This window comes from Stappia sp. 28M-7 (assembly GCF_014252955.1).
Lineage (GTDB): Bacteria > Pseudomonadota > Alphaproteobacteria > Rhizobiales > Stappiaceae > Stappia.
Map to the genome: position 1 here is coordinate 511,117 of NZ_JACMIA010000001.1, position 22,501 is coordinate 533,617.

At 67.2% G+C, this 22,501-nt stretch carries 22 protein-coding genes; 12 read left to right on the top strand and 10 right to left on the bottom strand.

Going from position 1 to position 22,501, the window contains the following annotated elements; genetic code table 11:
* The first annotated feature begins 181 nt into the window (after positions 1 to 181).
* Entirely contained in the window at positions 182 to 2,182 is a 2,001-nt protein-coding gene (locus H7H34_RS02305) for an SLC13 family permease (protein ID WP_185924113.1), read from the top strand.
* A 36-nt stretch (positions 2,183 to 2,218) separates the two neighbouring features.
* On the opposite strand, the gene H7H34_RS02310 is transcribed toward H7H34_RS02305, so the two are convergent.
* Both H7H34_RS02310 and H7H34_RS02315 read right to left on the bottom strand, forming a co-directional pair.
* Positions 2,219 to 2,818 (bottom strand): cytochrome b/b6 domain-containing protein, encoded by a 600-nt coding sequence (locus H7H34_RS02310; protein ID WP_371811341.1) that lies wholly within the window; start codon positions 2,816 to 2,818, stop codon positions 2,219 to 2,221.
* Positions 2,815 to 3,117: a PepSY domain-containing protein gene (locus H7H34_RS02315; protein WP_120270274.1), complete on the bottom strand. Its 303-nt coding sequence runs from the start codon at positions 3,115 to 3,117 to the stop codon at positions 2,815 to 2,817. Before H7H34_RS02315 ends, H7H34_RS02310 begins: the two co-directional genes overlap by 4 nt.
* Before the next feature lie 138 nt (positions 3,118 to 3,255).
* Here H7H34_RS02315 and H7H34_RS02320 point away from each other — a divergent pair, with 138 nt between their 5' ends.
* From H7H34_RS02320 to H7H34_RS02330, 3 genes are read left to right on the top strand one after another with little or no spacing between them, the layout of a single operon-like run.
* Positions 3,256 to 3,588, top strand: coding sequence for a PepSY domain-containing protein (locus H7H34_RS02320; RefSeq protein ID WP_199681482.1), 333 nt, complete (start codon positions 3,256 to 3,258; stop codon positions 3,586 to 3,588).
* Complete coding sequence (locus tag H7H34_RS02325; protein WP_185924114.1) at positions 3,588 to 4,253, top strand: response regulator transcription factor; 666 nt, start codon at positions 3,588 to 3,590, stop codon at positions 4,251 to 4,253. Before H7H34_RS02320 ends, H7H34_RS02325 begins: the two co-directional genes overlap by 1 nt.
* On the top strand, positions 4,250 to 5,674 hold the full coding sequence (locus H7H34_RS02330) for a sensor histidine kinase (RefSeq protein WP_185924115.1): 1,425 nt from the start codon (positions 4,250 to 4,252) through the stop codon (positions 5,672 to 5,674). Before H7H34_RS02325 ends, H7H34_RS02330 begins: the two co-directional genes overlap by 4 nt.
* Before the next feature lie 28 nt (positions 5,675 to 5,702).
* On the opposite strand, the gene H7H34_RS02335 is transcribed toward H7H34_RS02330, so the two are convergent.
* Entirely contained in the window at positions 5,703 to 6,122 is a 420-nt protein-coding gene (locus tag H7H34_RS02335) for a cupin domain-containing protein (RefSeq protein ID WP_185924116.1), read from the bottom strand.
* A gap of 134 nt (positions 6,123 to 6,256) precedes the next feature.
* Between H7H34_RS02335 and H7H34_RS02340 the strand changes: the two genes are divergently transcribed.
* A complete protein-coding gene (locus tag H7H34_RS02340) occupies positions 6,257 to 6,850 on the top strand; it encodes a TetR family transcriptional regulator (protein ID WP_185924117.1) in 594 nt (197 codons plus the stop codon).
* An 87-nt stretch (positions 6,851 to 6,937) separates the two neighbouring features.
* Here H7H34_RS02340 and H7H34_RS02345 read toward each other — a convergent pair whose 3' ends face one another.
* Complete coding sequence (locus tag H7H34_RS02345) at positions 6,938 to 7,483, bottom strand: hypothetical protein (protein WP_185924118.1); 546 nt, start codon at positions 7,481 to 7,483, stop codon at positions 6,938 to 6,940.
* Positions 7,484 to 7,661: 178 nt separating this feature from the next.
* A complete protein-coding gene (locus H7H34_RS02350) occupies positions 7,662 to 8,300 on the bottom strand; it encodes a class I SAM-dependent methyltransferase (protein WP_185924119.1) in 639 nt (212 codons plus the stop codon).
* Between the two features lie 111 nt (positions 8,301 to 8,411).
* On the opposite strand from H7H34_RS02350, the gene H7H34_RS02355 reads away from it, so the two are divergent.
* Positions 8,412 to 9,302 (top strand): LysR family transcriptional regulator, encoded by an 891-nt coding sequence (locus tag H7H34_RS02355; RefSeq protein ID WP_120270267.1) that lies wholly within the window; start codon positions 8,412 to 8,414, stop codon positions 9,300 to 9,302.
* A gap of 306 nt (positions 9,303 to 9,608) precedes the next feature.
* On the opposite strand, the gene rplT is transcribed toward H7H34_RS02355, so the two are convergent.
* From rplT to infC, 3 genes are all read right to left on the bottom strand, one after another.
* Entirely contained in the window at positions 9,609 to 9,968 is a 360-nt protein-coding gene (rplT, locus tag H7H34_RS02360) for a 50S ribosomal protein L20 (protein ID WP_120270266.1), read from the bottom strand.
* A 39-nt stretch (positions 9,969 to 10,007) separates the two neighbouring features.
* On the bottom strand, positions 10,008 to 10,205 hold the full coding sequence (gene rpmI / locus H7H34_RS02365; RefSeq protein WP_120270265.1) for a 50S ribosomal protein L35: 198 nt from the start codon (positions 10,203 to 10,205) through the stop codon (positions 10,008 to 10,010).
* A gap of 308 nt (positions 10,206 to 10,513) precedes the next feature.
* Complete coding sequence (gene infC, locus H7H34_RS02370; protein WP_120270264.1) at positions 10,514 to 11,056, bottom strand: translation initiation factor IF-3; 543 nt, start codon at positions 11,054 to 11,056, stop codon at positions 10,514 to 10,516.
* 431 nt (positions 11,057 to 11,487) lie between these two features.
* Here infC and H7H34_RS23355 point away from each other — a divergent pair, with 431 nt between their 5' ends.
* Positions 11,488 to 13,464 carry a methyl-accepting chemotaxis protein gene (locus H7H34_RS23355; protein WP_185924120.1) on the top strand — a complete coding sequence of 659 codons (1,977 nt, stop codon included), beginning with the start codon at positions 11,488 to 11,490 and terminating at the stop codon, positions 13,462 to 13,464.
* A 30-nt stretch (positions 13,465 to 13,494) separates the two neighbouring features.
* Here H7H34_RS23355 and H7H34_RS02380 read toward each other — a convergent pair whose 3' ends face one another.
* Positions 13,495 to 14,667, bottom strand: a complete 1,173-nt coding sequence (locus tag H7H34_RS02380) for a glycosyltransferase family 4 protein (protein WP_371811342.1) — start codon at positions 14,665 to 14,667, stop codon at positions 13,495 to 13,497.
* 133 nt (positions 14,668 to 14,800) lie between these two features.
* Between H7H34_RS02380 and H7H34_RS02385 the strand changes: the two genes are divergently transcribed.
* The 4 genes from H7H34_RS02385 (at position 14,801) to lepA (ending at position 20,209) form a co-directional block, all read left to right on the top strand.
* On the top strand, positions 14,801 to 15,619 hold the full coding sequence (locus H7H34_RS02385; RefSeq protein WP_120270261.1) for an alpha/beta hydrolase: 819 nt from the start codon (positions 14,801 to 14,803) through the stop codon (positions 15,617 to 15,619).
* A gap of 183 nt (positions 15,620 to 15,802) precedes the next feature.
* On the top strand, positions 15,803 to 16,840 hold the full coding sequence (locus H7H34_RS02390; protein WP_185924121.1) for a patatin-like phospholipase family protein: 1,038 nt from the start codon (positions 15,803 to 15,805) through the stop codon (positions 16,838 to 16,840).
* Between the two features lie 135 nt (positions 16,841 to 16,975).
* Positions 16,976 to 18,280, top strand: a complete 1,305-nt coding sequence (gene mepA, locus H7H34_RS02395) for a penicillin-insensitive murein endopeptidase (RefSeq protein WP_371811343.1) — start codon at positions 16,976 to 16,978, stop codon at positions 18,278 to 18,280.
* A gap of 123 nt (positions 18,281 to 18,403) precedes the next feature.
* Entirely contained in the window at positions 18,404 to 20,209 is a 1,806-nt protein-coding gene (gene lepA / locus H7H34_RS02400) for a translation elongation factor 4 (RefSeq protein ID WP_120270718.1), read from the top strand.
* 19 nt (positions 20,210 to 20,228) lie between these two features.
* Here the strand turns inward: lepA and H7H34_RS02405 are convergent, their stop codons facing one another.
* Positions 20,229 to 21,836, bottom strand: coding sequence for a B12-binding domain-containing radical SAM protein (locus H7H34_RS02405; protein ID WP_185924122.1), 1,608 nt, complete (start codon positions 21,834 to 21,836; stop codon positions 20,229 to 20,231).
* Positions 21,837 to 22,275: 439 nt separating this feature from the next.
* Between H7H34_RS02405 and H7H34_RS02410 the strand changes: the two genes are divergently transcribed.
* The gene (locus tag H7H34_RS02410; RefSeq protein ID WP_120270258.1) at positions 22,276 to 22,476 is read left to right on the top strand and encodes a cold-shock protein; all 201 of its coding nucleotides are present in this window, start codon (positions 22,276 to 22,278) and stop codon (positions 22,474 to 22,476) included.
* Positions 22,477 to 22,501: the final 25 nt, after the last annotated feature.

Sequence of the window (22,501 nt, forward strand, 5' to 3'; positions counted from 1 at the left end):
TCCCGCACTGTTCTCCCCAACGAGAGGGGGCGATGGATCCCTCCCGGTGCTTTTGCGGAAGAAAACTAGTAATTCTGACGAGCTTGTAAAGCCTCCCTGACGCGGCGTCACGACTTCCCGTGTTTCCGTGCAACCTTCGGGCCGCTAAACAGTTTTCTGGAGCAACCCTTCGGAGCAGCCCATGACCGGCGACCAGATCGCGATCCTTGTTATCCTCGCTCTTGCGATGGCCGCCTTCCTGTCCGGCCGTCTGCGTCACGACATGGTGGCGATGGGCGCGCTCATCGCCTGTGTCGCCGCCGGCCTGGTTCCTTCCGAGGAGGCCTTCTCCGGTTTCGGCCATCCGGCGGTAATCACGGTCGCCTGCGTGCTGGTGCTCAGCCGCGGCCTGCAGACCTCCGGCGCGGTCGATGTGCTGGCCCGCACCGTGCTGCCGGACAGCGCCGGGCGCACGCTCAGCCTTGCCGCGTTGACCGGCCTCGGCGCCGCGCTCTCCGGCTTCATGAACAATGTCGGCGCCATGGCCCTTTTGATGCCGGTGGCGCTGCAGCTCGCCCGCCGGCTCGACATGACGCCCGGCCGCATGCTGATGCCGCTCGCTTTCGGCACCATTCTCGGCGGCATGACGACGCTGATCGGCACCCCGCCGAACCTGATCGTCTCGGGCTTCCGTGCCTCCGCCGGCGGGGGCGGCGGCAGCTTTTCGATGTTCGACTTCGCGCCTGTCGGCCTTGCCGTGGCGCTGGCCGGCCTTGCCTTCATCGTCACGGTCGGCTGGCGCCTGGTGCCGGTCACCCGCGCGGCCGCCGGCGAGGCCTTCGAGGTCGGCTCCTACCTGACGGAAGTGCGGGTGGAGGAAAAGGGCAAGGCCGACGGCATGAACCTGCACCAGATCGAGGCCGAGCTGGACAAGGCCGATGCCCAGATCGTCGGCCTGGTGCGCGGCGGCCTCAGGGTCAGCGCCCCGCGCGGCAACCGCCGCGTCCAGGGCGGCGACGTCCTGGTGCTCGAGGCGGATGTCGAGGGCATCGCCGAGGCGCTGTCCAAGCTCGACCTCAAGCTGGAGGAGCAGGTCAAGGCGCGCGACGAGGAACTGGAGAAGAAGGAGCGCGTGCGCGAGAAGGAGGCCCGGCGCGAGGAAGACGAGCAACGCCGCCGCGAGATCGACGAGGCCGCGAGCCTCGGCGACGTGGCGCTGGAGCCGGAGCCCGAACCGGTCGAGCCGGAAAGCCCGCAGGAGAGCGAGACGGACGCGGACAAGAGCGAGGCGAGCGAGGGCTCCGCTGAATCGGACGCGCGCGAGGTCCGCCGCGACACGGAAGCCGAGGAAGTGGTGCTGCGCGAGCTGGTGGTGCGGCCCGAATCGCCGCTGGTCGGCCGCTCCGCCCGCGACCTTGCCCTGCGCAGCCGCTTCGGCGTCAACCTGCTCGGCGTTTCGCGCAACGGCCGCCGCTCCACCTCGCGCCTGCGCACCCTGCAGCTGCAGTCGGGCGACCTGCTCTTGATGCAGGGACCGGCCGACGTGCTGGCCGAATTCGCGGCGGAGACCGGCTGCGTGCCGCTGGCCGAGCGCGAGCTGCGCATTCCCGACAAGCGCAAGGCGCTGCTCGCCGCCGGCATTCTCGGCCTGTCGATCCTCGCCACGGTCATCGGCCTGCTGCCTGCGGCCGTGTCCTTCGCCGCCGGCGTGCTGGCCTCCATGCTGCTGCGCACGGTGCCGCTGCGCTCGGTCTACACCGCCGTCGACTGGCCGGTGGTGGTGCTCCTCGCCGCCCTCATTCCCGTTGCCGGGGCGATGGAGGCGACCGGCACGGCCGAGCTCATCGCCACCTTCCTGGTCGGCACCCTGGCGCAGGGCCACCCCGTCGCAGCGCTGGCGATGGTGCTGGTCGTCACCATGTTCCTGTCGGATGTCATGAACAACGCGGCGACGGCGGCCGTCATGTGCCCCATCGCCATCGGCATCGCGGCGACGCTCGGCGTCAACCCGGATGCCTTCCTGATGTCGGTGGCCATCGGCGCCTCCTGCGCCTTCCTCACCCCCATCGGCCACCAGAACAACACGCTGATCCTGGGGCCGGGCGGCTTCGGCTTCGGCGATTACTGGCGCCTCGGCCTGCCGCTGGAGCTGATCGTGGCGGCGGTGGCCGTGCCGACGCTGCTCCTCGTCTGGCCTTTGTAAGGTCGGCGAGGAGCAGGGCGGGCGGGATCGCAGGTCTCAGGCGCGCTTGCGGCCCGTGAACATCGCTGCCACCAGGTTTTCCCGGTGCTCGAAACTGGCCAGCAGCACGCCGGCCACATGCAGGAAGATCAGCGCAAGCGTGCCGTTCGCCAGCACCTCGTGCAGCTCTTCCAGCCACCTCGCGTCGCGATAGGCCAGCGTCTCCATCATGTAGCCGGTGACGCAGATGCCGGCGATGGCCGCGATCAGCGCCAGAACCATGGCTCCCCCGGCCGGATTGTGGCCCAGGTGCCGCCGCGCCTTCAGCCGCAGGCTGTCGGCGAGAAACCGCAGCACCTCGCCCGGCGGGCGCACGAAGTCGGCAAAGCGCGCATGCTGCGGGCCGGCAAAGCCCCAGATGATGCGCAGGGCCAGCAGCGCGGCGATGGTGTAGCCGGCGATCTCGTGCACCTGCTGCACCTCTTCCGCCGTCGCATAGGCGAGGGCGAAAGCCCCCACCAGCGACCAGTGGAACAGGCGCACCAGCGGATCCCAGACCCGCACGGTCCCGCCTGCTTCCGGGGCCGCATCCGCGCCAGCCGGCGTGACGGACGGCATCGCGCCGTCCGTTTCCGCCTGGTTCAGGGGGCTGTTCATCCCCGCTTGCCGCGCGTGTCGTCCCGGCGCAGGATCTCGCCGGTCACCGGATGCACGTCGGCCTCGATGCGCACGCCGTTGGCGTCGTGGCCCTCGACCTCGTAGACGCCGTCGTCGATCTCGACCTCGCGGATCGTGTAGCCGGCGGCTTCCATCTTGGCGGTGACGTCGGCAAGGCTCATCCACTGGTCGCGCGGGGCGTCGATGCCCCAGCGGTTGCGGCCGTCGTCGTCGCCGGCCAGGGCCAGGCCCGGGGCGGCGGCAAGGGCGATGAGGGCGATGGCAAGGGTCTTCTTCATGATGGTCTTCCTGTCTTTGCGGTGCCGCGGCCCGCTGTCGAACCGCGAATGTCGCCATCATGCCCGGGCCGCCCTGACGCCTCGCCGATGCGCCTCGTCAGGCAATTGTCAGGATCGTTGCGCTACAGGGGGAAGGTCATGACCGCACATCCCACCCGCCGCCGTTTCCTCCTTGCCCTTGCCGCAGCGCTGCCCGTTCTGGCCGCCGGCGCATGGCCGGTCGTCTCGATCGCCGACGACGACGATCACGAGCGCGCCCGCCGCCTGCTGCGCTCCGGCGAGATCCGCCCCTTGTCTGAAATTCTCGCCAGCGTCGAAAGCAGCATAGGCGGCCGGGTGCTGGATGTTGACTTCGAGCGCGACGACGGCCGCTATGTCTACGAGCTCAAGATGGTGATGCCGTCCGGGCGCGTGCGCGAGGTCACCGTGGACGCGGCCACCGCCCGCATCATCGAGATCGAGGACGATTGATGCGGCTTCTGCTGGTGGAGGACGACGAGCGCATCGCCCGCGATGTCGCGGCCGCGCTGACGGCCGCCGGCTATGTGGTCGAGCGTGCCGCCGACGGCGAGGACGCCTGGTTCCTCGGCGACACGGAGGATTTCGACCTCGTCGTGCTCGATCTCGGCCTTCCCGTTCTCGACGGACTGTCGGTGCTCAAGCGCTGGCGCGGCGCCGGGCGCACCATGCCCGTGCTGGTGCTGACCGCCCGCGGCGCCTGGGCCGAGCGGGTCGAGGGCATCGATGCCGGCGCCGACGACTATCTCGCCAAGCCCTTCCGCATGGAGGAGCTGGTCGCCCGCGTCCGCGCGCTCATCCGCCGCTCCGTCGGGGTTGCCACCCCCGCCATTGCCGCCGGCCCCTTGATGCTCGACACGCGGCAGATGCGGGTTGCCCGCGATGGCGTGCCGCTCGCCCTGTCGCCGCTCGAATACCGCCTCACCGCCTATCTCATGCACCACAAGGGCCGGGTCGTGCCGCCGACCGAGCTGCTGGAGCATCTTTACGGCGACGACGATGCCCGCGACGTCAACGCGCTGGAAGCGGTGGTGGCGCGGCTGCGCCGCAAGCTCGGGCCGGATGCCATCGAGACCCGGCGCGGCTTCGGCTATCTCGTTTCGGACGCGCCCGCGTGACGCCGCCTTCCCGCTCGCGGGGCGCAAGACGGCGCGGCTCGCTGCGCCTGCGCCTCATCCTGGCCGGCGCCGTCTCTGTGCTCGCCGCGCTGGCGCTCGCCGCCGCCGGTCTCCTGGTGCTGTTCGAACGTCATGTCGAGCGGCGCATCGACCAGGAGCTGTCCGTCCATCTTGACCAGTTGGTTGCCGGCCTCGACCGCGCTCCCGACGGCGCGCTGGTTCTCGTGCGCCCGCCCGGCGATCCGCGCTTTGCCGTGCCGCTTTCCGGCCTCTACTGGCAGTATCAGGGCCAAGATGCGGGCCAGGGGGTGCTTCAGGGCTCCATCCAGCGCTCGCGCTCGCTCTGGGATGTCGAGTTGGCCTTGCCGGCGGAGGAGAAGGGCGATCCGCTGCCCCATCGCCACACGATTGCCGGTCCCGGCGACACCCAGCTCCTGCTGCTGGAGCGGGTGGTCGAACTGCGCGGTACCCCGGTTCGTGTCGCCGTTGCCATCGACCGGCGCGAGATCGACGAGGCGACGCGCGCCTTCGGCCTCGATCTTGCGCCCTATCTTGCCGTGCTCGCCCTGTTCCTGATGGCCGCTGCGGTCGCGCAGGTTTCCGTCGGCCTGCGGCCGCTTGCGGCCGTGCGCGACGGACTGGCCGCCATCCGCTCCGGTCGCCGCGCGCGTCTGGGCGACGATTTTCCCGACGAGATCCGCCCGCTCGCCGGCGAGCTGGACGGCCTGCTTGCCGCCCGCGAGGCGCAGGTGGAGAGCGCCCGCGCCCGGGCCGGCGACCTTGCCCATGGCCTGCGCACCCCGCTGCAGGTGCTTGCCGGCGATGTCGAGCGCTTGCAGGCGCGGGGTGAGACCGAGATCGCCGCCGAGATCGAAACCGTCGCGCTGTCGATGCGCCGTCATGTGGAGCGAGAGCTTGCCCGTGCCCGCCTCGCCTCCGGCCGGGGTACGGCAACGGCCGCCCCTGCCGCTGTGGCACGCGCCGTCGTTGCCGTCGTCTCGCGCACGCCGGCCGGTTCCCGGCTCGACTGGCAGGTGGAGATTGCCGAGGATGCGCGCCTTGCCATCGATCCCGACGATCTGGCCGAGGCGCTCGGCAATTTGGCCGAAAACGCCGCCCGCCACGCTGTCGCCCGGGTGCGCTTCACCCTGGACGAGGCTCCGGGCGAGCAGGGCGGGGAGGCGCCTGGCCTTGTCCGGCTCGCCGTGCGGGACGACGGGCCGGGCATTCCGGCGGACCTGATCGGCGGGCTCACCGCACGCGGGGGCCGGCTCGATCTTGCCGGCGGCAGCGGCGCGGGTCTCGGCCTTGCCATCGTCTCGGAGATCGCCGAGGCTTGGGGCGGCAGTCTCCTCATCGAGAATCGCGCCCCAGGCCTTGAAGCGGCCCTGTGCCTGCGTCCCGCGCCGTCCGGCACCTGAGGACGGCGGGCCTCAGACCTGATGCGCGTCAGGCCGGCGGCGGCAGGATGGTCATGCCGGTCGCGCCGGCCACCTGCATCACCTTCGCCACATCCGGCGGTCCGTCCATCGGCGCGGGCGCTGCCGTCCCCTCGGCCACCGGTGTGCCCAGTTCCGTGAAGAACCGCTCGTGCATGTGGCCCGGCGCGTTCAGGATCAGCACCCGTGCCGGCGTCGTGCCGCGTGCCGTGAAGGCATGCACCGCCCCGTCGGGAATCGGCACATGGCTGCCCGGCCCGGCGACGCGCGTCTCGCCCGCCACCATGAATTCGATCTCGCCTTCCAGCACGTAGAAGGCTTCCGTCTCGCCGGCATGATGGTTCGGCGGGGCGCCCAGTCCCGGCGGCACCACGGCTTCCACCAGACAGTACTTGCCCAGCGTGTCGCCGGGAAAGGCATGAAATTTCATTAAGATGCCGAGTGTCTCATACGTTCTGGCGCGAGTGTCTGCCACGGCCTGTCCTCCACTTGTGAGAGAGTTGGAATGGCCTTATGATACATAAGTCTTTTTATGAGACAAGTGTCTTATTATGAGGAATCAGAGTGGCAACTCGTGAACGCACGTCCCAGAAGAACCGCACCCGCGAGGCGATCCTTGCCGGTGCGCGTGCCCTGATCGAGCGCGGCGAAGCGGTGACGGTCACGGCCGCGGCGGCCGAGAGCGGCATCTCCAAGGCGACGGCCTATCGCTACTTCTCCGATCCGGCGGTGCTGGCGGCCGAGGCGGGCCTTGCGGTCGAGGTGCGCGACTATGCGGAGATCGTGCAGGGCTGCGACACCCCGCGTGCGAAGGTGCTGGCCGTCAGCCTCTACATGTTCGATCTGGCGCTTGCCCATGAGGCGGCCTTCCGCCAGTTCCTGGCGCGCAATCTCGATTGCTGGCTGGCCGAAGGGGGCGGGGAGGCGACGCGTCGCGGGGCCCGCCGTGTCGCCATGTACCGGCAGGCCCTGTCCGAGGTCCGGCCCGCCCTGCCGGCGGACCGTCTTGCCGTTCTGGTCGGCGCGCTGTCGGCGGCAACCGGCACCGAGGCGATGATCGCGCTCGACGACGTTGCCCGCCTGTCGCCGGACATGGCCCGTCAGGCCGTGCGCGAGACCACCGAGGCGCTGCTCGACCGGTTTCTCGGCGCGCCGTGAGGAGGAGCGATCTGGTTCGAGATCATCGACGAAATGCAGAAGGGACTTGAGTTCTAGTAATGACTACTCTGCAGAAATCTCAAAAGATCAATTCTGTACGGGCCTTAGATAAAGAGAGATCCCTGGATTTTTTTGAGCGAATTCATTTATATTTGTAAGAAGATGGTGCATTATTTTTCGGATAAGATCCATTGCTTCAAGACGGTCCCGGAAATCGTGAAAAACCAATCCTTCATCAAACTGTAGATGCGGAATATGGTACGTAAATTCATTAGTGTTACGCTTGTGAATATCCAGGCGGACATGCGCGAAGTTCTCGTCTGAGTGTGCGTACACCTTGTTTCTAAGGTCAATTATTCGTCTGTGCATTATTTTTTCATTGTCAGAAATTTTTACGCCAATTCTTTTCAACGGAAGATTTTGGTAGCGCCCTTTACTGTTTGTGAATGCTCGCCCATATGAAATAATAAAAGCAGTCTCAAAACATTTAATCTTTCGGAGTTCGATTTTTGAATATTTTGCGCCATCATCAACTTCGTCATTCAAAAAGGTAATCGCACTCAGGGCGGTTTGCAAATCGGCGTGCGCGATTACAAGCCTCTTTAAGAGATCGATATTTTCTTCGGAACTCAATTTCGCCCCCACCGAACGAACTGCCTCAATTCCATATCATGCTTGGGGTGCGTCATTCCACGTTGCCCTGCTCGACATCGCCCGCCTGTCGCCGGACATGGCCCGTCAGGCCGTGCGCGAGACCACCGAGGCGCTGCTCGACCGGTTTCTCGGCACCGTTTAGGGCGCGCTTTGCGCCTCAGACCTTCCGTGCCACCAGGAACCGCGCCTTGCGCGAGGCCGGGTGCAGGTCGGCCTCCAGGATCTCGAAGCCGGCATCGACCACCGCCTTGTCCAGCTCGGCGATGGTGAAGAAGCCGACATGCGGCGCCTTGCCGACCAGCTGCATCGCCTTGATCAGCGGCAGCATGTACCAGCCCCAGCTCTTCAGGCAGACGGTCTTGGAGATCAGCAGTCCGCCGGGCTTCAGCCGTGCTTTCAACGCGGCGAGCGCCTTCGGCAGATCCTCCGCCATATGCAGCATGTTGAAGGCCAGCACCGCGTCGAAGGGCGGGGCGCCGGCGTCCAGCTCCGCCTGTCCGGCCTCCATGACGCTGGCCTTGCGGAAGAAGAGGTTTCCGGCCCCTGCGGCCGCCGCCTTCTCGTTTGCGATGGCGATCATCTGCGCCGAAATGTCGGTGCCGAGATAGCTGCCCGTGCCTGCGGCCAGCTGCAAGGCCGTCGTGCCCGTGCCGCAGCCGACCTCCAGCACACGGTCCTGCGGCATCAGCCGCGCGGCCGTCGCCTCCAGCGTCCGCCGGTAGGACGCCTCGTCCTTGATCGGGTCGGCGGCATATTTGCGGGCCGCCTTGTCCCAGAAGTCGTCCTGCCTGCGCATCTCGTGGCTCCGCTGGTGCCGGGGCGGCCCCTTGCCGCCCGGCTTTCGATGTAGCGCGGCCAAAAACCAAATGAAATTGCATAAAAACGCAGCGTCGTTATACGTTTTTGCATGAATTCACGCGCCAACTTCGACTGGAACCGCCTGCGCGCCTTTCTCGTCACCGCCGAGGAAGGCTCGCTTTCCGCCGCCGCCCGCATCCTCGGGCTGACCCAGCCGACGCTGGGTCGCCAGGTCGCCGCGCTGGAGCAGGAGCTCGGCGTTGCCCTGTTCGAGCGGGTCGGCCGCTCCCTCAGCCTGACGCGCTCGGGGCTGGAGCTGCTGGAGCACGCCCGCGCCATGGGCGCGGCAGCGGGCCGCGTCTCGCTTGCCGCCTCCGGGCGGGTCGAGGCGGTGGCAGGGGAGGTTTCCGTCACCGCCAGCGACGTCATCTCCGCCTGGTTGCTGCCGCCGGTGCTGGAGCGCCTGCGCGAGGCCGCGCCCGGCCTGTCGCTGGAGATCGTCGCCACCAACAGCCTGCGCGACATCCGTCGCCGCGAGGCCGACATCGCCATCCGTCATGTCGAGCCGCAGGACGGCGAACTGATCGCCCGCCGGATGCCCGACATGCAGGCCCGGCTCTACGCGTCGCGCGATCTCATCGCCCGCCGGGGCGGGCCGCCGCGCGATGCCGCCGCGCTGTCCGCCTGGCCCTTCGTCGGCTTCGAGCGCTCCGAGCGCTTTCGCCTGGCGCTCAACGCCCAGGGCCTGTCGCTGACCCAGGACAGCTTCCCGCTCGTCAGCGAGAACGGCGTTGTCGCCTGGCACTACGTTCGCGCCGGGCTCGGGGTCGGCGCCATGATCGAGGAGGTCGCCCGCCTCGCGCCGGAGGTCGAGTGCCTGCTGCCCGAGCTTCCCGCGATTCCCGTTCCGGTCTTCCTGGTCACCCACCGCGAGCTGCACACCAGCCGGCGCATCCGGATCGTCTTCGACCATATCACGGCGATGCTGGCCGGGGATTAGCGACGCGGCGCGCGGGGATATAGGCGAGGCGGGCACCCGGCCCGGCAGGCAGGCCCGGGCGGTGCCCCCAGCGCCCGCCGCGCGCACTTGTCCCCGCCCTATCCCCGTTTGCGCAGACGCGGGCGATTTGGCGAGATTGCGACGATTGAGACGCGGAACGCCGATATTGAGACGGGATTTTGCAAAATCCGTCTCGCAATTTCTCAAGTTCCGGCACGCCGTCCGGGCATACAAAAAGGGCGCGCCGTTGGCCGGCGCGCCCTTCGAAACCGTGTGGTCTGCGCGGTGCAGACGAACGCTCGCGCCTTAGGCTGCGAGGGCGCCCTTCGCCTTCTCGGTCAGCTCCTTGAACGCATCCGGCTCACGGATGGCGATGTCGGAGAGGACCTTGCGGTCGATCTCGATGCCGGCCTTGTTGAGGCCGTCGATGAAGCGCCCGTAGGTCAGGCCGTGCTCACGGACAGCGGCGTTGATGCGCTGGATCCAGAGCGAACGGAAGTTCCGCTTGCGAACCTTGCGGTCGCGATAGGCGTACTGTCCGGCCTTCTCGACAGCCTGCTTGGCGACGCGGATCGTGTTCTTGCGACGACCGTAGTAACCCTTGGCGGCCTTGAGGACCTTCTTGTGCTTTGCGTGGGCGGTAACGCCCCTTTTGACACGCGACATGGGATTTAACTCCTTGAAAAGTCTAGAACGCCGTCAGGCTCAGCCGTAGGGCAGGAACTTCTTGACGATGCGGGCATCGGGCTCGGCCAGAGTGGTCGTGCCGCGCGCGTTGCGGATGAACTTGGTGGAACGCTTGATCATCCCGTGACGCTTGCCCGCCTGAGCGGTCTTGACCTTGCCGGTCGCGGTCAGTTTGAAGCGCTTCTTGGCGCCGGACTTCGTCTTCAGCTTGGGCATTTTGCATCCTTTCTCGACCCGGCAGTGCTGATCCGCCGGTTGTTGTTGGAAGCCGTTTTATGAGCCGCCACGGCATGCCCTTTTGTCGCGGGCTCCGGTCGTAACACGACCGGTCCCGTGAAGCCGGGCGGCTCGGGACAGGGGCTTATAGGCAAAGCCGCCGGGAAACGCAAGCGCTCCGGAGGCCTGTGGCGGCCCTGCACGGTTCCGGCGCAGGACTGCCCCCTGAAACTGCAGAACCCGGCCCCTTTCGAGGCCGGGTTCCGCGAAAAACTGCCGCTTGTCGCGGCCGCGTCGGATGGCAGGCTTCAGCGCGCGATCGGCGCCAGCACCATCACCATCTGGCGGCCTTCCAGACGCGGGTGGGATTCGACCTTGGCGAATTCCGCCGTCTCGTCCCGCACCTTGTTGAGCAGCGCGATGCCCAGGTCCTGGTGCGCCATTTCGCGTCCGCGGAACCGCAGGGTGACCTTCACCTTGTCGCCCTCGTCGAAGAAACGCTTCATGTTCCGCATCTTCACCTCATAATCATGGGTGTCGATGTTCGGACGCATCTTGATTTCCTTGACCTCGACGATCTTCTGGTTCTTGCGCGCCTCTGCTGCCTTCTTCTGGCTCAGGTACTTGTACCTGCCATAGTCAAGGATCTTGCAGACGGGCGGCGAAGAGTTCGGAGAAATCTCGACAAGGTCCAGACCGGCCTCTTCGGCCATCCTCAAGGCGTCTTCCGTGGGCGTGACACCGAGGTTCTGTCCATCCTGATCGATGAGCTGGACTTCCCGAACGCGGATCTCTTGGTTTGTGCGCGGGCCTTCCTTGGTCGGCGGCGGTGCGCGGTATGGACGGCGAATGGTCGCAATCTCCTCTAACGTTTCAACGACTTGGCTAAACCGGCCGCAGCCGGCGACTTGCCCTGCAACACGAATACCCCGAACGCCGGGCGTCGGGGAAGCCTGTGTGCGCCGCAGGACGCCATCACCGGAAAATCCAGTGAAAACGGCCCTGAGTCAACCGCTTTCACGCAGCGGCCGCGGGCGGCAACCCGCATCCTGCCTATTGTCACTCCAGGTTGATTGTCTTCGTGACGTATACTTTCCCGATAAATTTAGCCAACATTGAACTTTTTAAGTAATAAAATCAGAAGTTGTGCCTCTGTCCAGTATTAACGTCATGTTCAATTCTGTCTGCAATGAACTGCATGGGGGAATGAAAAGACTGTCCGGACGTCCGCGTGCAGGAGCGCGTCACCGACAGATCATCCGTCGTTGCAGGAGAGTGTACTGTGTCCTTCCCGTTCTTTCGCTCTGGCGTGCCGATGGCCGCCCGTGTCGGCGTGCTTGCGGCAATCGCGGTGATTGCCGTCGCCGTCCTCTCCTTCACCCACTACGCCGGCGACAGGGGCATGAGCACGGCGCTCGACCGGCTTTCGGACAACCGTGCTCTGCAGTCGCTGGCCGCCAGCGTCGCCAACGAGACGCTGCAGATGCGCCGCCGCGAAAAGGACTTCCTGCTGCGCCGGGACGAGGCGGACGTGGCCCGCTACAACGCGTCCGTCGCAACCGCGCTCGAGGAACTGGATGCCATGACCCGGCTCGATGCGGCCGCCCCCGTGCTCGACCGTATCGATACGGTCCGCAGCGAGGTCGAGGCCCATCGCGACCAGTTCGCCAAGGTCGTCGAGGCGTATCGCGTCATGGGCTTCGACGAGAAGAGCGGCCTGCAGGGTGAACTGCGCGGTGCCGTGCATGCGGCCGAAACGCAGCTGAAGGCGGCCGACCTCGACACGCTGACGGTCAAGATGCTGATGATGCGCCGGCACGAGAAGGACCTCATGCTGCGCGGCGACATGAAATATGTCGGCGAGGTCGAGGCCCGCCGTGCCGAGTTCGATGCGCTGCTTGCCGCCTCGCCGCTCGCGGCTGCCGAGCAGGGTGAGATCGCCAAACTGATGGATGCCTATGTCGGCGGCTTCAAGGCCTATGCGACGATCAACGCGACCATCGGTGCCGAGACCGGCGTCCTGGCTGAGATCTTCGCGCGGCTGACGCCCGAGGTGGAAGCCGTCGAACAGGCGGCGGAGGACGGGCTTGCGGCAGCGGAAGCCGATCTTGAGGCAACCCGCGGCACGGTCTCGATCGTCTTCGTCGCCAGTGCTGTCGCCACGCTGGTCATCGCCCTTGGTCTTGCCTGGTTCCTGGGCCGTGGCATCACCCGCCCGGTGATCGGCCTCACCGGCGCAATGCGCTCGCTCGCCGATGGCGACACCTCGGTCGAGATTCCCGATGCCTCGCGGCACCTGGAGATCGGCGCGATGGCCCGCGCGGTGGAAGTGTTCCGCGCCAACGCGATCCGCAACCGCGAGCTGGAGGCCCAGCAGGCGGAAAACGAGAAGCGTGCCGCAGCCGAAAAGCGCGAGGCGATGGAGCAGCTTGCCCGCGACTTCGACGCCAGCGTCGGCCGCATCGTCGGCATGATTTCGCGGGCCTCGCACGACCTGTCGACCGCCTCGCACACCATGGCCTCCCTGTCGGAAGACGTCGACACGCGCTCGGCCAACGTCGCGGCGGCCTCCGAACAGACCGCGGCCAATGTTCACACGGTCGCTGCTGCAACCGAGGAGATGAGCGCTTCGATCTCCGAGATCAGCGCCCAGATCCTGCGCACCTCGGACTCCACCCAGCAGGCGGCGAACGAGATCCAGCGCACGAGCGGGCAGATGGAAGCGCTTGCATCCGTTGCCAACCGCATCGGTGAGGTCGTGTCGATGATTTCCGGCATCGCCGCCCAGACCAATCTTCTGGCGCTCAACGCCACGATCGAGTCGGCCCGCGCGGGCGAAGCGGGCAAGGGCTTTGCGGTGGTCGCGGGCGAGGTCAAGGCCCTGGCCGGCGAGACCGCGAGGGCAACCGACGGCATTTCCGGGCTGGTCGCCGAGATCCAGGCCGAAACCCGCACCGCGGTTGCCGCCATCGACGGAATCGGCCGCCTGATCTCCGACATCAACGGCACGGCAACGGCCATCGCCGCGGCGATGGAAGAGCAGGGCGCCGCCACCCGCGAGGTGTCACGCAATGTGGTCGAGGCCGCCTCGGGCAGCCGCGCGGTCTCCGATGGCATCTCGGGCGTCAGCACCGCCTCGCGCGAGAATCGTCACGCGGTGACCACGGTGACGGCCGCCGCCGAGACGCTGTCGGGTCAGTCGGAAGAGATGCGCCGGGAGGTCGAGCGCTTCCTCGCCCATATCCGAAACGCCGCCTGACGCATGCACTCTCCCGCTGGCGCTTGCGCGTCAGCGGGTCTTCGCCAGCCTGTCGTAGACGGCGAGCGTTGCCTCGCACATCGCCTCGACCGTGAAGTCGCGCCGCACATGGGCGAGCGCCCGTGCGGCCAGCGCCTCGCGCGCCTGCGGCGCGAGCGCCAGCATTTCGGCGAGCGCCGCGGCCAGTGCGGCGGGATCGTTCGCCGGCACGCGCCAGCCGGTGCGTTCGTCCTCGGCGACATCGGGCGGCGCCAGTACCGTCTCGGGCACGGCGCCAAGGTTCGTCGCGACCACCGGCACGCCGGCGGCCTGCGCCTCGACGGCAGCCCGACCGAAGGCTTCCGGCTCGATCGAGGCGACCACCGCGACATCGGCCATTGCAAGGCCGGCGGCAACATCCGCACAGTGGCCGACCAGGCGCACCCGGTCTGAAAGGCCGGCGTTGGCGATTCGCGTCTTCAGCTCCGCCACATAGGTTTCCCGGCCCTGGGCATCGCCGGCCAGGATCGCCGTCCAGCCGGCGGGCGCCCCGGGCGAGGCGGCGAGCCGCGCCAGCGCGTCGATCAGCACCGTCTGGCCCTTCCAGTGGGTGAGGCGGGCAAGGTTGAGGATCACCCGCTCGCCGTCCTGAAGCCCCCAGGCGTCGGCGAGCGCCTGCCGGCGCTCGGTCGAGACCGAGGCCGGATCGAGCGCGGCAAGGTCGGAGCCGCGGTGAATGACGGTGATGCGCTCTTTCACGAAAGGATGCCGCTCGGCGATCAGCGCGGCCGTGTAGCGGGAGTTGGCGATCACCGCATCCCCTCGGGCCATCACGGAATTATAGAGGCCTTTCAAGGCGTTCGTCTGATTGTAGATGCCGTGATAGGTGGTGACGAAGGGAAGTTCCAGCCGCCGCGCCGCGATCAGCGCTGCCCAGGCCGGCGCCCGCGAGCGGGCATGGATCAGGTCCACCCCTTCCTTGCGGGCAAGGCGCGTCAGCGCGCCGGCATTGCGCCAGATCCACAGCGGCGACTTTCGCGCCACCGGCAGGGTCACATGCTCGCCGCCGACAGCCTCCAGCTCCGCCACCAGACGGCCGCCGCGGCTGGCGACGATGGCCCGGTGCCCGGCCGCCACGAGCGCCCGCGCCACGTCCACTGTCGTGCGTTCGGCGCCGCCCGTCTGAAGGTCCGGAATGACTTGCAGCACGGTTCGGCGGGTCACGAGGGCTCCTATCGGATGGGGCAAGCGAAAGCCCGGCGCGGACTTTTCAAGGCACGCGAGCTGTGCCACATCGGGCGGCAATCAGGCAAGACACTCAGACCAAGACACTCAGGCAAGGCAGGCGGAGGCAGCAATGGACGGGCAGGCTCAGGATCAGGTGCGCCATATCGAGGTCGGCGCCGACAGGCGGCGCATCGCCGTGCTGCGCGAGGAGGGCGAACCCGGCCGCTGCGGCGTCCTGTGGCTTTCCGGCTTCAAGTCGGACATGGCCGGCACGAAGGCCGAAGAACTGGCCGCATGGGCCCGCTCGACGGGCCGCGCCGTGACCCGTCTCGACTATTCCGGCCACGGCGTCTCGGACGGCGAGTTCGAGGACGGCACGATCTCGCGCTGGGCCGAGGAGGCGCTGGCCGTGCATGCCGCCTTCTGCCGCGAGCCGACCATCGTTGTCGGCTCGTCCATGGGCGGCTGGATCGCCCTGCTGCTGGCCCGGGCGCTGGTCGCCCGGCCGGTTGAGGCCGCGCCGCTTGCCGGCATGGTGCTGATCGCCCCGGCGCCGGACTTCACCGAAGAGCTGATGTGGAAGCACGAGTTCACCGACGAGATCCGCGAGACGATCCTGCGCGAGGGCCGTTTCGAGCGCCCGTCCGAATATGACGACAGCCCGTATGTGATCACCCGCGCCCTGATCGAGGACGGCCGCGACAACCTGCTGCTCGGCGGCCTCATCGAGACCGGTTGCCCCGTCACCATACTGCAGGGCCAGCGCGACGATGCCGTGCCCTGGCGCCATGCGCTGCGGCTGACCGAATGCTTGGCGCTGGACGATGTGGTGCTGACCCTGATCAAGGACGGCGACCACCGGCTCTCGCGTCCGCAGGACATCGAGCGGCTGATCGCTGCTGTCGAGGTGCGGGCGAGCGAAGCCGAGGCCGGCGCCGGCGGCGCCTGACCCGGACGGACGGGTGAGGGCAGGGCTGCTGCATTGCTATGCCTGTTCTTTTTGCAGGACGGGTCATCGCTTTGTCTTATTTCGCGCAAAGGCTTGAGCAGGCATGATCGGTCCTGCGCAGCCGGCCGGGGAGCGCCCCGCGGGTGAACGCGCGGGCGGACAGCAAGCGGAGGCACGCAATCCATGGCAGCAGCACGCAGGCGTTTCATCCTGGCGATCGACGGAGGCGGCATTCGCGGACTGATCCCGCTGCGGATCCTCGAGACGCTGGAAGCGCGGCTGCGCATGCTGGGCAAGACCGAACCGCTCCATCGCTATTTCGACATGATCGGCGGCAGTTCCACGGGCGGGCTCATTGCCGCGGGCCTTGCCGCACCGCGTCCGGACGACACCAGCGGTGCGCCGGCGGCCAGCATTTCGGACCTGCGCCGCTTCTTCGAGGTGGAGGCGCGCGAGGTCTTCCGCCGCAAGAGCCTGTTCGAGCGGTTCGTTGCCAACCCGCGTGCGATTCTCGACGAACGCTACGACGAACGGCCGCTGGAACGCATCCTCAAGGAGCAGCTCGGCTGGACCTCGCTGCAGTCGGCGCTGACCCGCGTGGTGCTGACGGCCTACGATCTCGGCCGCCGCGAGGCGGTGTTCATGACGAACGGGCGCCAGAGCGACGGCAGCCGGCCGGACGACTACTATTTCTGGCAGGCGGTGCGGGCGACCACGGCCGCTCCGGTCTATTTCGAGCCGATGCGCGCGGAAAACCTGACCCATGGCGACGAGCGCACGCTGATCGACGGCGGCGTGGTGATGAACAACCCGGTGCTGGCGGTCTGGCTGGAGGCGATGAAGCTCGGCTGGAAGCCGGAGGAGATCACCATCCTGTCGCTGGGAACCGGCGCCGATACCCGACGCTCCTGGAGCTTCCGCGAGGCCGCGTCCTGGGGGCCTCTCGGCTGGCTGCTGCCGGCGAACGGCGTGCCGCTGCTCTCCGTTCTCTCGCACGGCCAGGCGACCACCGCCGCCTATCAGGCGCAGCGCCTGCTGCCGGCCGCCGGTATCGGCGAGGTGGTGCGTCTCGACGGCGACCTGCCGGCGGGGGCGGAAGCGATCGACAACACCCGTCCGGGCAACATCATCGAGCTGAACGGCGTTGCCGACCGGATCATCCGCGACAACACGCTGCTGCTCGACCGGTTGGCGCAGGAGATGAGCGAGTGGCCGGAATAGCGAGTGTTCGCCCCGCACCGCGTCCTTTTTGGATTTATGGTTAACCGTTCGTAAACGCTCCGGCGCGAGACTGGATATGACCCTCGGCGCAGTGTGCCGGCGGGCAGGGCCAGCGCGGAACGAAAGGAGCCGGCCATGACACGCATGCGTGCATCAGCCATGTCCTCGAGCAACCGGTCTTGCGGAGCTACGCCGCACCGCGACCGCCGACCGCTCCTGCTCGCGCTCCTGGCCTCCGCCTCCATCGCGGGCCTTGCTCTCCTCTTGCCGGCGCCCGCGGGCGCTGCTCCCCTGCCGCGCGAGAAGCCGGCGAGCCTGATCGCCGCCGAGGCCATGTCGCGGCTTGAGGAACGGCGGGTCACGACGACGCGCGTCCTGCCGGCGACCGATATCGGCGGCCTCGTCGATGCGCGAACCGGCGCCGTCGCGCCGGCTGCCCCGTCCGGCGAGGTCTATTCCAGCTTCGCATCTCCGCCTTTGCCGCGTCCGGCCCCGGCGGAGCGTCCTGTGGCGGTTGCCGCCGCGCCCATGCAGCTGCTCTCCGCCCCGCCTTCCGCTTCGCAGGCGGCCGTGTCGCAGCCCGCCCTGTCGCCCGCCGCCGTGCGGCCGACCGCCGTTGCCAAGGAGCTTTTCGGCGCCATGCGCGCGCCCGCGCCGCTGGCCGCCCGGTCCATCGGCTCCTATGCCAAGGGCTGCCTTGCCGGGGCGACGGCGCTCGCCGTCGACGGGCCGGCCTGGCAGGTCATGCGCCTGTCGCGCAACCGCAACTGGGGCCACCCGCAGCTGATCGACATGTTGCAGCGCCTGGCCGGCGACGCGCCGGCGCTCGGCTGGAACGGCCTGCTCGTCGGCGATCTCGCTCAGCCGCGCGGCGGGCCGATGATCTCCGGCCATGCCAGCCACCAGATCGGTCTCGATGCGGACATCTGGCTGACGCCGATGCCGGACCGCACGCTGTCGCGCGAGGAGCGCGAGAGCATGTCGGCCGTCTCCATGCTGAAAGGTTCGTCCGAACTGCCGGGCGCCGACCGGGGCGTCGATCCGGCGAAATGGAGCGCCTCGCGCGCGCGGCTCATCCGCCGTGCCGCGCAGGACCCGCGCGTCTCGCGCATCTTCGTCCATCCCGGCATCAAGCAGGCGCTGTGCCGCTTCGAGACCGGCGAGCGCGGCTGGCTGCGCAAGGTCCGGCCCTGGTGGGGGCACCACTATCACTTCCATGTGCGCATCGCCTGTCCCGAGGGCAGCATCGGCTGCAAGGACCAGGACGCACCGCCGCCGGGAGACGGCTGCGGCCAGGAACTGGCCTGGTGGCTGTCCGACGAGCCCTGGGTGCCGAAAAAGCCGAAAAAGACCGACAAGCCGGCCGCACCCGCGAAGAAGAAGCAGATGACGCTGGCGGCCCTGCCCAAGGCCTGCACCGAGGTTCTGGTGGCGCGGTAGACGGACCCGCGCGCCGCTCTTCGGCATCTTGTCCGTGGCGGCGTGGACCCGTCCTTGTCTTTTTCGATGATGCGCCGCGCAATCCGCTTTGCCGGCGCATCCGGCGATGGTAAATGGGCGCGCATGAGCACGCAGAAAATCTCCGACATCCGCAACTTTTCCATCGTGGCGCATATCGACCACGGCAAGTCGACGCTGGCCGACCGTCTGATCCAGATGACGGGCACGCTGACCGAGCGTGAGATGAAGGAGCAGGTGCTCGATTCGATGGACATCGAGCGCGAGCGCGGCATCACCATCAAGGCGCAGACCGTGCGCCTGATCTACAACGCCAAGGACGGCAAGCAGTACAAGCTGAACCTCATCGACACGCCGGGTCACGTCGACTTCGCCTATGAGGTCTCGCGCTCGCTGGCCGCCTGCGAGGGATCGCTGCTGGTCGTCGATGCCAGCCAGGGCGTCGAGGCGCAGACGCTCGCCAACGTCTACCAGGCCATCGACAACGATCACGAGATCGTGCCGGTGCTCAATAAGGTCGACCTGCCGGCGGCCGAGCCCGAGCGCGTCAAGGAGCAGATCGAGGACGTGATCGGCCTCGACGCCTCCGAAGCGGTGATGATTTCGGCCAAGACGGGCCTCGGCGTCGAGAACGTGCTGGAGGCGATCGTCAACCGCCTGCCCGCGCCGGAAGGCGATCCGGGTGCGCCGCTGAAGGCGCTGCTGGTCGACAGCTGGTACGACGCCTATCTCGGCGTGATGGTGCTGGTGCGCATCATCGACGGCTCGATGAAGAAGGGCCAGAAGGTCAAGATGATGGGCACGGGCGCGGCCTACGAGATCGACCGGGTCGGCGTCATGACGCCGAAATTCCTGTCGGTCGACGGCCTTGGCCCCGGCGAGATCGGCGTCATCACTGCCTCGATCAAGGAAGTGGCGGACACGCGCGTCGGCGACACGATCACCGACGACCGTAAGCCCTGCGCGCAGGCGCTGCCCGGCTTCAAGCCGGCGCAGCCGGTGGTGTTCTGCGGTCTCTTCCCGGTCGATGCCAACGACTTCGAGGACCTGCGCGCGGCGATGGGCAAGCTGCGCCTGAACGATGCCAGCTTCTCTTTCGAGATGGAGACCTCGGCGGCGCTCGGCTTCGGCTTCCGCTGCGGCTTCCTCGGCCTGTTGCATCTGGAAATCGTCCAGGAGCGTCTGGAGCGCGAATTCGATCTCGACCTGATCGCCACCGCGCCTTCGGTCGTCTATCGCATGCACCTGACCGACGGCACGCTGAAGGAACTGCACAACCCGGCCGACATGCCGGATCCGGTGAAGATCGACACGATCGAGGAGCCGTGGATCCGCGCCACGATCATGACGCCGGACGAGTATCTCGGCGCGATCCTGACGCTCTGCCAGGAGCGGCGCGGCGTGCAGGTCGACCTCAACTATGTCGGCAGCCGCGCCATGGTCACCTACGACCTGCCGCTGAACGAGGTGGTGTTCGACTTCTACGACCGGCTGAAGTCGATCTCGAAGGGCTACGCCTCCTTCGACTACCAGATTACCGACTATCGCGAGGGCGACCTCGTGCGCATGTCGATCCTGGTCAATGCCGAGCCGGTCGATGCGCTTTCCGTGCTGGTCCACCGCTCGCAGGCCGAGCGGCGCGGCCGCGCCATGTGCGAGAAACTCAAGGATCTGATCCCGCGGCACATGTTCAAGATCCCGATCCAGGCGGCCATCGGCGCCAGGGTCATCGCCCGCGAGACCATCGCGGCCCTTCGCAAGGACGTGACCGCCAAGTGCTATGGCGGCGACGCGACGCGCAAGCGCAAGCTTCTGGAAAAGCAGAAGGAAGGCAAGAAGCGCATGCGTCAGTTCGGCAAGGTGGAGATCCCGCAGGAAGCCTTCATCAAGGCCCTGAAGATGGATTCCTGATCCCGCGTCCCGTCGCCGCCTACTCGGCGGCGACGAGGGCCGGCTGCTCCCAGTTGCCTTCCTCGATCTCTGCGATCTGCTCGTCGATGCGCTGCAGGACGAAGCGCGAGAACGGGCCGAGGTGCACGTAGAGTGCCACCATCTGCAGCATCGGGTTGAGCGCCCGCGGATTGTGCCGCAGCGTGTAGGCGATCATGCGCCACAGATGGCCGCGATGCTCGGGCTTGTGCAGGGTGATCGACCAGACCAGCCGGCCCAGCTTCTTCAGGTCGCTGAAAAGCCGCGCATTCATCACGTCGCCGTTCGGCCCGCTCATGTCGAGCATCGAGACCATTTTGCGCAGCCGGGCGAAATAGGCGCCGGGCGAGTAGACCCGCTCGATGACGCGCCGGTAGTCGGCCAGGATCTGGGCGCGCGGGCGCAGGGTCTCGAAATTGAGCCCGGCCGTGCACTGGTCGCCCTTGATGTCTTCGGCATCGGCGATGTCGAACTCGGCATGCAGCCGCCCCTGGGCTGCCAGGCGCCGGGTGAGCTGGGTGTTCGGCAGGGCGTAGAGCAGGCCCGTCATCGCGACGGGAATGGCGGCCTCGTCGATCAGGCCGGCGATCTCGTCCGCCACCCGGTCGCTCTCCTCGTCGAAGCCGACGATGAAGCCGCCGATGACGAAGATGCCCGCTTCGTAGATCTTGTGCACGCTGGCGGCGATGTCGCGGCGCGTGTTCTGCTTCTTGCGGGTGGCGACCAGCACGTCCGGGTCCGGGCTTTCGATGCCGACGAAGACGACGAAGAAGCCGGCCTGCTGCATCATCTTGAGCAGCTCCGTATCGTCCGCCAGATTGAGCGAGGCTTCGGTGGACAGCTCGAACGGGCGTCCATGCGCCTCCTGCCAGGCGATGAGGTCCGGCAGGAACGCTTTCACCGCCTTCTTGTTGCCGATCAGGTTGTCGTCGACGAAATCGACATGGCCGCGATAGCCGAGGTCGTAGAGTGCCTGCAGTTCCGCCAGGATCTGGGCGCTGCCCTTGGTGCGCGGCTTGCGGCCGTAGAGCTCGATGATGTCGCAGAATTCGCAGGTGAACGGACAGCCGCGCGAGAACTGCACGTTGACCTGGACGTAGTCGGAAAACTTCAGCAGGTCGAAGCGCGGGACCGGCGTGGTGGTGACATCGGCCTTGAATTTCTCAGCCTCGAAGGTGCCGTGCCGCTCGCCGCGCTCGAACGCCGCGACGAAGTCGCCGAAGATGCCCTCCGCCTCGCCGACGACGCGAAAGTCGGCCTGGGCGTAGTGGTCCGGGCTGGAGGTAACGTCCGGCCCGCCGACGACGACGGGAATGCCGGCCGCCTGGCACAGCGCGATGATCGCCAGCGTGTCGCGCTGCTGCGGCAGCATCCCGCCGGTGAAGACGACATCGGCCCAGGCAAGGTCCTCGTCGCGCAGTTCCGTCGTGTTGCGGTCGACCAGCCGTGGCTCCCAGCTTGCCGGCAGCATGGCCGCGACGGTGATCAGGCCGAGCGGCGGGGCCGGGTACTTGGCGCCGACCAACGTGCAGGTTTCCTGGTAGTTCCAGAAAGAGCCCGCCTGAAAGCGCGGGTACAGAAGCAGGACGTTGATGGCCGGTCGCGACATGGATCCCTCAAGGATGATGCGGAGCTTTGGTCTTCTCGGTGCAGACTATCAGACCCGGCGAGGTTTGTTGTGTCCTAACGGCATCTGGTCAGGGGATTTGGCGCTCTCTTTCGCTGCCCGGTGCGATGCTCCGGCGGAAGACCTTGCAAAATGGAATTCGCTCACCATTTGTTAACAGTGCCTGTTCATGATTGATTGACGATCACGCGCGCCGAACGGTGTCGCAAGCCTGTCACCCTCTCATTGCATAAGGAGGGTAGGGCGTTTTCGAAAAACGACCCGAAACGACGTTGGCGCAACTCGTCATGCGTCGGTGCGACACGTTCCGCACCGCGATGGACCTTTCGCAGCCCGGCACTTCGCGATGGCGAAGGCGAGCGCGAGGCACTCGCACCGATTGGTGCAAGGTAAAACAAGAACGATAAGAAAGAGACTGACTATGGAACTTGGTAATGTGAAGTGGTTCGACATCAAGGCCGGTATCGGCGCGATCGAGCCCAACGAAGGCGACTATGTTCACGTGGACATGGCGGCGCTGCGCAAGTCGGGTGTCCCGAGCCTTAGCGAAGGCCAGCTGGTGGTCTATGACCTCGCCTATCTTCGCGGCCACACGGTCGCCGAGAACTTGCGCGTCCTGTAACGCGCCCGGCGGCCGGGAGGACCCG